Source organism: Moorena sp. SIO4A5 (assembly GCF_010672005.1).
Taxonomy (GTDB): Bacteria; Cyanobacteriota; Cyanobacteriia; order Cyanobacteriales; family Coleofasciculaceae; genus Moorena.
On the sequence record NZ_JAAHHZ010000041.1, the window covers coordinates 49,219 to 62,371 of the forward strand.

At 45.1% G+C, this 13,153-nt stretch carries 9 protein-coding genes; 4 read left to right on the top strand and 5 right to left on the bottom strand.

Annotated features, from left to right (window positions below; all coding sequences use genetic code 11):
* The first annotated feature begins 232 nt into the window (after positions 1 to 232).
* Entirely contained in the window at positions 233 to 4,123 is a 3,891-nt protein-coding gene (locus F6K57_RS14905; RefSeq protein WP_293068828.1) for a filamentous hemagglutinin N-terminal domain-containing protein, read from the top strand.
* Between the two features lie 126 nt (positions 4,124 to 4,249).
* On the opposite strand, the gene F6K57_RS14910 is transcribed toward F6K57_RS14905, so the two are convergent.
* Both F6K57_RS14910 and F6K57_RS14915 read right to left on the bottom strand, forming a co-directional pair.
* Positions 4,250 to 4,390 (bottom strand): hypothetical protein, encoded by a 141-nt coding sequence (locus F6K57_RS14910; RefSeq protein ID WP_293029199.1) that lies wholly within the window; start codon positions 4,388 to 4,390, stop codon positions 4,250 to 4,252.
* Between the two features lie 362 nt (positions 4,391 to 4,752).
* The gene (locus F6K57_RS14915; protein WP_293029202.1) at positions 4,753 to 4,920 is read right to left on the bottom strand and encodes an NblA/ycf18 family protein; all 168 of its coding nucleotides are present in this window, start codon (positions 4,918 to 4,920) and stop codon (positions 4,753 to 4,755) included.
* Positions 4,921 to 5,424: 504 nt separating this feature from the next.
* Here F6K57_RS14915 and F6K57_RS14920 point away from each other — a divergent pair.
* The 3 genes from F6K57_RS14920 to F6K57_RS14930 all read left to right on the top strand — a co-directional run bounded on the left by F6K57_RS14920 (position 5,425) and on the right by F6K57_RS14930 (position 7,764).
* On the top strand, positions 5,425 to 6,060 hold the full coding sequence (locus F6K57_RS14920) for a phycobiliprotein lyase (RefSeq protein WP_293029219.1): 636 nt from the start codon (positions 5,425 to 5,427) through the stop codon (positions 6,058 to 6,060).
* Positions 6,017 to 6,607, top strand: coding sequence for a hypothetical protein (locus tag F6K57_RS14925; RefSeq protein ID WP_293029205.1), 591 nt, complete (start codon positions 6,017 to 6,019; stop codon positions 6,605 to 6,607). Before F6K57_RS14920 ends, F6K57_RS14925 begins: the two co-directional genes overlap by 44 nt.
* A gap of 365 nt (positions 6,608 to 6,972) precedes the next feature.
* The gene (locus F6K57_RS14930; RefSeq protein WP_293029207.1) at positions 6,973 to 7,764 is read left to right on the top strand and encodes a phycobilisome rod-core linker polypeptide; all 792 of its coding nucleotides are present in this window, start codon (positions 6,973 to 6,975) and stop codon (positions 7,762 to 7,764) included.
* On the opposite strand, the gene F6K57_RS14935 is transcribed toward F6K57_RS14930, so the two are convergent.
* The 3 genes from F6K57_RS14935 to F6K57_RS14945 form a co-directional block, all read right to left on the bottom strand.
* Positions 7,744 to 8,706, bottom strand: a complete 963-nt coding sequence (locus F6K57_RS14935; RefSeq protein WP_293068833.1) for an RluA family pseudouridine synthase — start codon at positions 8,704 to 8,706, stop codon at positions 7,744 to 7,746. The two genes, F6K57_RS14930 and F6K57_RS14935, sit on opposite strands and share 21 nt — an antisense overlap.
* Before the next feature lie 286 nt (positions 8,707 to 8,992).
* Positions 8,993 to 11,788 carry a PAS domain S-box protein gene (locus F6K57_RS14940; protein ID WP_293068836.1) on the bottom strand — a complete coding sequence of 932 codons (2,796 nt, stop codon included), beginning with the start codon at positions 11,786 to 11,788 and terminating at the stop codon, positions 8,993 to 8,995.
* 346 nt (positions 11,789 to 12,134) lie between these two features.
* Complete coding sequence (locus tag F6K57_RS14945; protein ID WP_293029216.1) at positions 12,135 to 12,824, bottom strand: C40 family peptidase; 690 nt, start codon at positions 12,822 to 12,824, stop codon at positions 12,135 to 12,137.
* Between the last annotated feature and the right edge of the window lie 329 nt (positions 12,825 to 13,153).

Genomic DNA, 13,153 nt, shown 5'->3' on the forward strand with positions numbered 1-13,153 from the left:
GCTGCGCGAACGCGAACGGCAAGCTTTATTAACGACACGGGATGCCCCTCCGCGCCGGAACAATACAATAAGTTCTATTTTTTAGGAACGTAGGTGACTGACAAACCAGCATTTAAGGCCTTTGGCCACGCTTTCGCCGTAGGCGACGCTGCGCGAACGCGAACGGCTTTGTTTCTCAGTACATATATTATAGCAATTTTATAATACCCTGTGCAAAATTCATCCCACACCTATGCTACGCATTAGCTGTGGGATGAATTTTGCCGGACAGCTAAATCTGAGCATACTTGCTCAGATCACTCCCAAGGTTAAGTATAGGAGGCGAAGTGAGATGAAAATAGTGCGATCGCTAGTAATTTTTGGTGGCATCAGTCTGAGTGGATACTATGGGATTACCCATTCAGTAAATCCTGCTCTGGCTCAGATTGTTCCGGATAATACCTTGGGGGATAATCAAACTCTAGTTAAACCAAATGTAGAGGTTAAAGGACTTCCCGCTGACTTAATTGAAGGTGGAGCAACCAGAGGGGATAACCTATTCCATAGCTTTTCTGATTTTAATGTTGGGGACTTGCAGCGGGTTTACTTTGCCAATCCCGCTGGCATCAATAATATTCTCAGCCGGGTAACCGGTAGTAACATCTCCAAGATCTTCGGCACCCTGGGAGTAGATGGTGCCGCCAATTTGTTTTTGCTCAATCCTAATGGTATTGTTTTCGGAGCCAATTCCCAATTAGATGTAGCCGGTTCCTTTGTCGGAAGTACCGCTAATAGTATAGTTTTTGGTAATGGCACCGAGTTTAGTGCTACCAATCCCGAAGAACCACCCCTGTTAACCATTAACATAACTCCCGGATTGCAGTATGGAAAGACCGGATTGCAGTATGGCCAGAATCCGCCTCAGCCGATCGTAAATGCTGGCAATTTGGCTGTGGGACAGGGACAGAATGTCACCTTAGTTGGTGGCAGTGTGATCAGCACTGGAGATATCCTAGCACCAGGGGGTGAGATTAATCTAGTAGCGGTTCCGACTGAAACGTTAGTGCAGTTGGGGCAAGCTGGACAGATTTTGACACTATCGACTCCAACGCCATCAATAGAATCTAATTCTCCCTCTGTTACTGAATTTTTAAGTACTTTGGACGATGACACCGGCGTAACAGTTTCCAGTGACGGTCAGGTCACACTTACCGATTCCGGTACTATTGTGCCACTTGAGCCAGGAACCGTGATTATCTCTGGTGCCCTAAACGCTGCCAACCTCGCTCCAGGAAAAACTGGAGGCAAAGTAACGGTATTAGGGGATCAAGTTGGCTTGTTTGACAGTGGCTCCATTGATGTTTCTGGAAACAGTAGTGGTGGAGAAGCACTAATTGGTGGGGATTTCCAAGGTCAAGGACAGCTGCCATTGGCCACAGCTACCTATATCGGTCCTGACACCACCATCAATGCTGATGCCGTTAGCAACGGTAATGGTGGTCTGATTGTGATTTGGTCGAATCAATCTACTCGCGCCTATGGCACCTTAACCGCACGGGGGGGAGCGCAATCGGGCAATGGCGGTTTAATCGAGACATCTAGTGCCAATTTTCTGGATGTGGCTGGAATCAAAGTCGATGCTAGTGCTCCAAATGGTTTAGCAGGAACCTGGTTACTTGACCCGAGGAATGTTACTCTTGGCTTTGCCGATACATCCAATGGCACCTTTGATAGTAATTCCAATATCTTCACTCCCACTGGGGATGATGCCGTGGTGAATATCCCAGATATTGAAGCTCAACTCAATGCTGGCACCAATGTCACCATCACTACTGGAACCACAGGCACTCAGGAAGGAAATATCACTGCAGATGGCTTTGGCATTACCAAAACTACACCAGGGGAAGTCACTCTAAGTTTGCAAGCGGCCAATGATATTTCTCTCAAAAACTTTGGAATAAATGCCGACAGTGGTTTCCTGAATCTAGTCCTGGAAGCGGATAGTGACAACTCCGGTAGTGGTGATGTGGAGTTGATGAATGGGGGAATTGATACTGGAGGAGGAGCAGTCACCATTACTGCGGCTGGTGCGATCGCATTGGAAAGGATCGGAATCAACAGAAATAACAACCGTAGCGTACAGGCACCACCGATTACGGTGATCAGTGGTGAATCCATATCCCTCAAAAGTGCTGGAATCAATAGCCTCACCTCTGGGGATAATGGAAATGCTGGAGACGTTATCGTTCAAACCGGTACCCTTACCATAGAAGAGGCGGGGATTGGTAGTAGGACAGACGGTAAGGGGGATGCTGGCAATATCACTGTTACTGCTGCTGACTCAGTTGTGGTCACAAACAACAGTGGTATTAGTACGAACACTCAAGATAAGAGTACTGGGGATGCTGGAGAGATCACCATCACCACCGGTTCTGTATTATTGGAAGGCAAGGACAATGGTTTTGGCAGCAATACTCAAGACAATAGCAGTGGGGATGCTGGAATAATAACCATAACTGCTGACTCACTTGTGTTCAGAGGAGGCAGTGGTATTGGTACCAACACTCAAGATAAGAGTACTGGGGATGCTGGAGAGATCACCATCACCGCTGGTTCTGTATTGTTTGAAGGCCAGGATAGTGGTCTTGGCAGCGATACTAAAGACAATAGCAGTGGGGATGGTGGAACAATAACCATTACTGCTGACTCAGTTGTGTTCAGAGAACAAAGTGGTATTGGTACCAACACAAGAAATAACAGTACTGGGGATGCTGGAGAGATCACAATCACCGCCGGTTCTGTATTGTTGGAAGGTCAGGGCAATGGTCTTGGCAGCGAGACTCAAGACAATAGCAGTGGGGATGCTGGAAAAATAACCATTACTGCTGACTCACTTGTGCTCAGAGACGTCAGTACTATTGGTACCAGAACGATTAATGAAAGTACTGGCGATGCTGGCACAATAACAATTAATGCTAAATCTCTAGTACTGGAAAACCAAGCAAATATTAGAACCAACACTGAAGATCAAAGTACTGGCAACGCTGGAAAAATAAAAATTACTGCTGACTCCATCTCCCTAGAAAACAATAGTAATATTGAAAGTACTACCGAAACTACTGGCGAAATAGGAACAATCGAACTCAATGCCAACTCCATTTCCCTATCAGACAGCAGAATTACTACAGCTGTCGAGGAAACAGCAGTTGTTGACTCTCAACCAGACCCAGAGCCTAACATCATCATTCAGGGAAGCTCGCTGTCCTTAACCAATAACGCTCAAGTGACGGCTAGTAGTTCTGGCCAAGGAGATGCTAGTGACATCTTGGTGGAGGCTGACTCTATCTTCCTTGAAGAAAGTAATATCTCTACTGAAACTGTTAGCGGAAATGGTGGCAATATTATTCTCACGCTACAGGATTTATTAATATTGCGCGATGGGAGTCAAATCACCACCAGCGCCGGTACCCAAAACCAACCGGGAAATGGTGGCAATATCACCATTACTGCGGATTTAATTCTTGCCTTCCTCGAAGAAAATAGCGACATCACCGCTAATGCCTTTGATGGCAACGGCGGTAATATAGATCTTACCGCTCAAGGCATCTTTGGGTTCAACTTCCCGGATCAACCAACTGACTTGAGTGATATCACCGCCAGTTCTGAGCGTGGTGTAGACGGTGACATAGACATCAATATCCTTGGGGTTAATCCCTCTCAGGGTTTAGTAGAACTCCCCACTACTGTAGTTGACCCTTCCACACTGATTGCTGCTAGCTGTGCTGACACTGTCAAAGTGGCATCGGATGATTCCAAAGGGGATGAATTCATTGTTACTGGACGGGGTGGCTTACCTCCGAGTCCCCTTGACCCAATCATAAGCCGAACTGTAATAGCAGATTGGGTAACCTTAGATAACTCGGCAACAGAAAATTATCAGAGTCAACGTCATTCTCCGGCTGCTAGGGAGGAGTCGGCTCGAAAGGGTCCAAGGCGGCGGATTGTGGAAGCTCAGGGTTGGCTGATTGGTCCTGATGGTACTGTTATTCTCACCCCTTTCCCTACCACCCCCGAGACCTGGGCTAACTCTTGGCGCAAATCCCCTTCTTGCGAGGATCTCAGGAGAATTAGTAATGGCTCCTAGGGTTAATCCTTTGGTGGGCAGTGCTTAGCAAGCCTTTGGCCAACTTGATCAATCGGTCTGAGCCACTGCCCACCCTACATCTAGCTCTTTGGTGGGCAGTGCTTAGCAAGCCTTTGGCCAACTTGATCAATCGGTCTGAGCCACTGCCCACCCTACATGAAGTACTTTGTCACGGGTTGGTTGCCCAATTTTGCCTAAGTCCTGATTGACCTGAAAGGGAGGATAATGGCAAGTGACGTAAAAATCGAGCACTCCGAATCCTATCATCTGTGCTAGAATTCGGAGGTAGCTTAAGAGCAGCAATATGCAAGCTGGTTCCTAGTCTTAATTCAAGATTGTAAATTCCAGCCATTAACAGCCAAGAGTTCTTGGTAAGTATTCCTTGACTATCTAATTCCCTAACTATATCAGTGTTCCTACTTAAGTCGAAATTTCTAAAATATACTATCATATGGTAGTAGCGCGGCCAGGGCTGAAGCGCTACGATGGCTATTAGCAGGTTCAGATCAGCAGCGAAGGTTTAGATTATAGGCGTTCCCATGCCAGTGTAGATTCGTCGAATGTAGGTACGACTGAGGCACCCCTTAAAACAAGTCAAGCAAAGTGAAACCTTCGCAGCTAATTAAGAGTTAAGCGTTTTTGAGTAGATGGCGGAATAGATTCTCCTTAACCATCATTTGACGCAAAACTTCCAAGAGATAGGACTGAGCCTCCTCCTGGCTCAACAGCTTGACTTGGTCTTGGTAGATTTTCATCTGGAACTGTTGTTCCAAACTTAGCTTTCCAGGCATTTCCATAGGTTTACTCCTAAGCTTACATACGTTGATTAGGGCAGGCGGACGAGTGTTCCGACTGCTCTTTTTTTTGGCCGTTGTTAATCAATCTAACACACATATAAAATACTGTCGATTCTGTCAAGCAATAAGTAATTAAAGATACAAATTGTAATAAAAATCCGGAAAGCGATGATTTGCCCTTGTGCCTGTATGTCTGATGGACTTAGATCAAGTCCGATTGAATACCGATAATAAAGAAAATTGATGGTGTAACGGAGTGATAGGGTGATTTCGATTAAGAGTAATTATTCGGACATCATAGTTACGCCAAACCTGAGGCCAAACCCAACTATATAGTGGCACAATTGCATTTAGTATCAGTATATGTAGCGTAGCAGCGGAAATCCTGATGGATTGGGCATGGATCCCTTGTTTGGAAAAATCTCAGGAATATGCAAAAATTCAAGATTAAGTAAAATTTAAGTAAAAACTCGGTAAACCAAATACCATAATATGGATCCAATTATTGATGCCATGGAATTTTTCCAGCTCAGTGCTGGCAACTGGCGATCGCAACGCACAACCCACCACCTAGCCTTCCGACAAGCAGAGAAGGGAGAGTTGGATATCAATGTAGCCACCTTAAAGGCTGATCATCCCCAAGTCATTGAGCTGTGTGAGCTTCATAAGATTAACCCAAGTTTGGCAGCAGGTGGAGCTTTGGTCAGTTGGCAGGGTACAATGGCTTGGGATCAGACTGATGAGGGTCACAAAGACTCGACGGTGATGGTGGTGGTTCCAGATGCCGATTCTCCTAGACATGGGAAGTTATTGCGGGAAAAAGGTTACGCGGAAACCATGCCAGTGGCTGGTCTTTATCAGATGGATGCTCAAGATGGGCTAGTGCTGATTACTGAATATGAAACCATGAGTGCTCATGAGCGTTTCTCCTTTATCACTCCATCTCGGCGGATGCGTACAAGTATAGTGAAACGTTTTGGTGGATTTAGCAGCGCATCATTTTGCATCGAAACCCGGATTGACTCTAATCTAGAGAATTTAGAGAATAGGGCTAATACTGGGTCTAATATTGGGGTGACATCTCAACAACAACAAAATGTCTTGGCACCGGAAGAGTATTATTCAATCTTGGGGTGGTGATTCCACCATCAGCGATGATCCGTTAATCCGGGGCTACCAGTATCTGAATGCGGTGGGTCAGCTGGCTTTAGACCCAAGTATGGTAGAGATCACTGATCATGCTAAAGAACGCGATCGCATTTATACCTGGATTGGCAATCACATTGATGCCATTAATGGAGAACTCCAGACTTGCTTAGACGCCTGTCATAGCTGCTATCATGATTCCCTATGCCGCCCAATGCGGATTTTGGCAACCCCTTTAGGGGAAAAGTTTGGTATTGATGGCTTTTGCAACATCTTAGCCACTCCGGCGGTGATATTAATTGATGTCGGACGCATTGCACGGTCTGATTGGTTAAGTATTGTCATCCATGAATATGCCCATGCTCATTTAGGTGCCCCTGGTCACGATCAGCGTTTTTTTGAGGTCATTTCCCATCTCTGTTTGGGTCTGGGATTAAAACCCCCACGTTGGCAGGTAAATCTCGAAACTTACCTGCGGGATTGGCCAGAGTGTCCATCCAAGACTAATTCACTGTCTTTTTGGATGGGGTATGGATGCTAGGAGCGATCGGCTATTGTCTAATTGTTTGGTCTAATTATTTCGGGCTATTTTAATAAATATTAAAAATTATTGCTTTGAGTAACGTTTTCCTTAATCAAAATTAATAACCTATTAGTGATTAAGGTGATTAAGTTAAAGGGGGACACACAGAGTAATCACACAGAGTAATCACAAAAGCAAGAAAAGGGTTAGTTGATTAACCCATAACTATTGACGATTGACTATTGACTGCTGTCCCGGCTATCAGTGGTCGCTCTAGAGATTGAAATATCGATTAAACTATAATTTTTTTACAGATTGACACGGGATTCATTATATATTTGATTAAGGTTTGTAAGATTTTCTAAGAATACGGAGATAAAAACGTGGCTATTCCTTTACTAGGCTACGCCCCTGTGACGCAGAATGCGCGCATAGATGGGTATGAGATACCAGGAGAAGAGCAACCCAGAATTTATTCCACTGAAAACTTGCTCTCCCCCGGAGACATGGATGCCCTAATCGAGGCAGGATACCGTCAGATTTTCTTCCATGCCTTTGCTTCGGATCGTGAACCGTTCCTGGAGTCCCAACTCCGCTTCGGTCAGATCACAGTGCGGGACTTCATTCGTGGGTTGTTGCTTTCTGAAACCTTCAAGACCAGCTTCTATGACAAAAACAGCAACTATCGCGTTGTAGAGCAGTGCGTGCAGCGGGTGCTTGGACGTGATATCTATGGGGAAAGAGAAAAATTAGCCTGGGCAGTTATAATTGCCACAAAGGGTATCCAAGGCTTCGTCGATCAACTTCTCGACAGCGAAGAGTACATGGAGAATTTTGGGTACAACACCGTCCCCTATCAACGGCGTCGAGTGATTCCCGGTCGGTCTCAGGGTGAAATACCATTCAACATCAAATCTCCACGTTACAACGAATACTACCGTGCAGTACTGGGCTTCCCACAAATCATTTGGCAGACCCAGGTGCGCAGTTACGTGCCACAAGACAAGAAGGCCAAGTTAGGGGATCCGTCTCTGTATATGGGCATGGCACGGGATCTGTCTCCCCAAGGCAACACTATCCCACGAGTGTCAGCTTTGAACATCGATTACGAATCCTTAGTGCCATATCGGGCTCAGCAATCTCCGCAAAAGGAACTAGCTGAAGCGAAGTCGTAGCACGTCTAAGAGTTTGATCAAAGCTAGGGGGGGAGGGGCAACAAACTCAATCCACTCCTCAGAAACTGGATGCTTTAGTTGTAGCCGCCAAGCGTGAAGTGCTTGACCCGGTAGATTGACACCGACAGAACGACCACTGCTGTAAACGGGATCTCCAACAATGGGATGACCAATATAGCTACTGTGGACACGAATTTGGTGGGTGCGACCAGTTTCTAATTGGAAATGGATCAGGGTATAGTTGCCCAGTCGTTCTCGGACTTGCCAATGGGTAATCGCTGGGCGTCCCCCTTTTTCTACTGGCACGACAGCCATTTTCTTGCGGTCTACAGGATGCCGTCCAATCGGTTGGTTAATGGTGCCAGACTCAGCAGAGGGAGCACCATAGACTACACCTAAATATTGTCTTTGAGCAGTTTTGGCTTGGAGTTGAGCTTGTAGATGTCCATGAGCCTGGTCAGTTTTTGCGATCGCAATTGCACCAGTTGTATCCTTATCCAAGCGGTGGACAATGCCTGGACGCTGAACACCACCAATACCTGTCAGTTTAGGACAGTGGGCTAAAAGGGCATTGACAAGAGTACCACTTTCATGACCAGGTGCGGGATGAACTACCAAACTAGCCGGTTTGTTGATAATAATCAGAACCTCATCTTCATAAAGAATGTCTAAGGGGATGACTTCCGGTTGTAATTCCAGGGGTTTAGCGTCAGGTATGGTTAGGGATATGCGATCGCCTAGCTGAACTTTAGCTTTTTTTGAGATGCACACATGATCATTCACTTGCACGTTGCCTTGTTCAATCAGCTTCTGGATACGAGAGCGAGACAAGTCAGGTGTTTGTTGGGCAATATAGCTGTCAAGGCGATAACTGGGAGTTGAACCAGTAGACTCGCTAGTTTCCTGAACTTGCAAGAATTTGAGAGAAAGCTGAGGGGTCATTGTTGATCGTTGATTGTCAACCGAACTGAGAATTAGGAATACAGAAGACTTCAATTATGTATAGCAAAGGGAACAGCGGATCTGGGAACAGCGGATCTGGGAGTAGGGAATATGGCATCAAAAATTATCACAATTCATTTAATAATGCTATATTAATTAGCAATAATTAATAATTAATAATGAGCCAAAGGCGATCAACCATTGTATATAGCGTTTCTGATACTTATGAGGTACATTCCATTTTATGGACGCCACTCCCTACTCCCTACTCCCTACTCCCTACTCCCTACTCCCTATTTTGGTCAGTAGCCAAGTGCAGCGGTAGGGTAACCGTAAATGTTGTTCCCACCCCAACTTCACTGTTTACAGCAATTGTACCCTCGTGCAAGTCTAAACATTTTTTGACAATCGCTAAACCCAGTCCAGTACCAGGGATGCTGCCAACATTACTCGCTCTTTCAAAGGACTCAAAGAGTTTCTCTTGGTCTTTTTTAGGAATGCCGATCCCCTGATCTTGAACCTGGATTACTGCGGTCGAAGAATCGCAATTGAGTTCAAATTTGATGGTACCTCCTTCTGGGGAATATTTAATGGCATTTAACAGCAAATTGTTAACGACATGACTCAAAAGTCTTTCATCGATTAGGGCATCTTGGCAGCACCCATGAGTAATGAATATCAGGTTATGCTTATAACCCAGGTTAATTTTGATATTTTCGAGTATGTCCTGACACAAAGCAACTAAATCCATGGATGCTGGCTCAAACTTGAGTTTACCCGCATCGGCTTTCCCAATCGTTAGAACATCATCCAAAAGTTGAGTCATCCGGAGCACAGCATGCTGAATCTTATCATGGTGCTTCAGTTTTTTCTCAGGGGACAATTTATCCTCATAGCGTTGCAGCATTTGAGCAGAAGATTGAATGGTAGTCAGAGGCGTGCGAAACTCGTGAGAAACTAATGAAACGAAACCTGAACGCAGTTGACTCAGCTCTTTTTCCTTAACCAATGCCTTACGAATATCTGCTTCTGCTTGCTTGAGTTCAGTGATATCTCTTCCCACCGCCTGGCATTCGAGAAAGTTGCCATGTTCATCAAACATAGCTCGATCACTCCACTGCTGCCAGCGAATTTCTCCAGAGTCGAGAAGAACTCGGTGTTCGTAAGTGTTAATCGGATTATCTACAGAAAGAGAACGGAAGTTCCGGGTAACAATGTCTTCGTCTTCCGGAGGCATTTTTGGCAAAAATACTTTCCCTACTAATTCAGAGCGGTCTTTGCCAAAATAGCGGCAGTAAGCATCATTGACAAACGTTAGGGTGCCATCAAGTTTCAACCGACAGATCAGTTCAGTTTGATCTTCAATGATGGCACGAAATCGTTCTTCACTATGTCGTAGCGCCTCCTCTGCCTGCTTGCGTTCTGTAATGTCTTCAACCATGCTCAAAATACACAGGATTTCTCCTGCTTGATCTCGCATAGCCATCATGGTTAAATTACCCCAGAGGGTATCTTGATTCTTTTTGCGGTAACGTATTTCTAACTTAAAACTATCAATTTCTCCTTGTATGACCTGCCTAATATAAGGCTGGGCTTGTTCTAGGTCTTCAGGATGAGTAATTGCCAAACCATTGAGAGCCATTAGTTCAGACTTGGTGTATCCGAGCATTTCATACAAAGCCCGATTCACCTGAATAAACTGATAATCCAAATCTGAGAGTGACATTCCGATAGGTGCTTCATCAAACACCCGTCGAAATTGGGCATCTTTCTCGTCTAAAGCCGCTGCTGTATTTAGTCTCAATTGCTGATAGGCTTGCCGTAGTTCTACCTCTGCCTGCTTGCGCTGGGTAGTATCTTGGATAATCCCGATAACTTGATAAATATTTCCTTGCTCATCTAGCAGGGGAATATAGGTAGCGAGGACAGTGAGTTCACCAACCTCTGGCAAAGTCAGAGTCAGTTCTTCCACTTGTGGTGTACGGGTTTCCACAGCCTTTTGTAGGAGTTTCACATAGATATCCTTAAATACACGTGGATAGATTTCCTCGTCAGTGTGACCCAGTAGCGGTGAATCAGACACTCCAGTTAGCTTAACCCCTTGTTGATTGATAAACTGGAGCCGCCGCTGGGCATCATATATCATAAATGTACCGGGGAAATTATCCACTGCTAGCCGAAATCGTTTTTCGCTCAGGCGTAATGCCTCTTCTGCCTGTTTGCGCTTCGTGATGTCAACAATTAACCCCACCAGACGATTGAGATTACCGGCACTATCTAGGTAAAACTGTCCTTTGTTCTCAACAGTGATGTACGTGCCATCCTTCTTACGCATCCGATACTCAAGATCAATAGGCTCCTTAGTCACAATCACCCGTTCAATGATGTGTCGGTATCGTTCTAAATCATCAGGATAAATTAACTGATCCCACCCTTGCCCAGTGTTGGCGATTTCCCCTGGGTAATAACCCAATACTTGTTCAATATTGTGACCCCAAATCAATTCATTGGTCTGGGTATTCCATTCGTAGAGCAGCTGACCACTGATTTGACTAACCGCTTTATAGCGATAAAGCCATGCGGTTAATAAAGCAAAGTAACTTTTTAAGTTTTGATCATCTGGATTGAGATTTTCAGAGCCCTTACTGCCTTCATAGCAGCCAGTAGAGTTACCATCGTCCAATCCAGATTCTAGCTCTTTAATGCTAGTGATATTTTTAGCAACACCATAGATAAGACCCTGTTCATCCTGTGAAATTCTCCAAGCCAGCCAACGCAAGCTACCATCTTTATGGTAAATTCTATTCCGATATTCGACTAGTTTTCCGTGACCACAATCACGAAGGGCATTGAGAGTAAATTCCCGATCTTCTCGATAAATCCACTCAATCCAAGGTCGCGATCGCAATTGGGAGCAAGTCCATCCTAGAACCTTTTCCCAAGCCGGATTGATTTGTTGAAAATATCCGTTTTGACCAAAGGTGCATAATAGATCAAGTGATAAAGAAAACAAGATCTTTAGGGCGGACTCTCCCTCTGCCATTGTTTCAGTACTGTTTATGTGAGACTGAGTGGTGTTCATTGCTGGGCTCGATCCGTCAGAAATTCTACAGATAAGCTAGGGATACATCTACCCACAGTCTTCCCTCAATAATCAGTATAATCACAAGATCATCACCAGGAGTATTTTAGAAAGCTCAGAATATTTCTCTGAGGAAAGGAAATTGTGAGGATATTTTGTGGTCATATTTGTTAGTCTTTTCCCCTGAAGCCCTGCTGAGAGCTTCACAGAAAGTCTGATTGGGATCAACTCTATGAGCAGTACAGTGCTAGATCACTGTGTTAGATCACTGTGCTAGATCACTGTGTTAGATCACTGTGCTAGATAATTGTGTTAGATCACTGTGCTAGATAATTGTGCTAAGTGACTAGGGCTGATAACTTGCCACAACTCGCCCAGCTCCGTAGCGCTGTCGGTAATAATACTTTGTTATCTCATCCCCTTGTTCTGAAAGTTGGTCAATTGCAATCCCATTACGACCATGATCTTTGCCAGAACTATGAATGTAATCACCATTACCTAGATACAATCCTACATGGTTCACTTTTTGGGCGGTAGCGAAAAAGACCAAATCTCCTGGTTGTAATTGCTCCATTCTAATGGTTTGGGTGAAAGCTGCTTGCTGATAGGAATCTCTGGGTAACCAAATCCCCGATGCTGCAAACGCTGCTTGCATCAACCCTGAACAGTCATAGTTGGGACCTACTGTACCCCCCCAAAGGTAGTAGGGATTTTGGTGCATTGCTGCTTTAGTAAACCCAATCACCGCTTTTATTCGTGCTTGGATTTGAGCTGGAGACAGAGAAATGGGGCGATAAGGAGTCTTAGCTATGTCCAGTACAGCCAAATCCGACACAGGCAACCAACCAGAATAGTTATCTTCGCACAGACGCACCTCTAAGGCATTACCGACAGGTGGGACCGACAAGACCCGCAAGTGCCTTCCGGTGGCTGCTTGTGTTGTCAAACTCTCACAGTTGGGCGAATCATAGAGGTTGAGATTAGCACGACAGTAGTATTCCAAATCATTGGCTCGTAATTGCTCAAGCAAAACCATAGTATAGGAAGCGGGAACTCACACTCAGATTATGGTACTTTTCTAGAAGGATAAACAACTAGGAAGATTAAGGGCGTTGCTGATTCTCAGTATGGCGCACGCCCCCCTAGGGCGTGTTTTCAAAGTTTTCCGCAAGATTATGATCCCCCCCAGCCCCCCTTAAAAAAGGGGGGAGCCATACTCAAAGTCCCCCTTTTTTAAGGGCAGGGCTGTTTCAAACTTTAATAAGTTAACGATTATTGGAGATAGGGGGATAGGGGGATAGGGGGATAGGGAAATAAACTAAAATTTCCCGAAAAATCCGCCAATTTAGTCATTAAAATCTGACA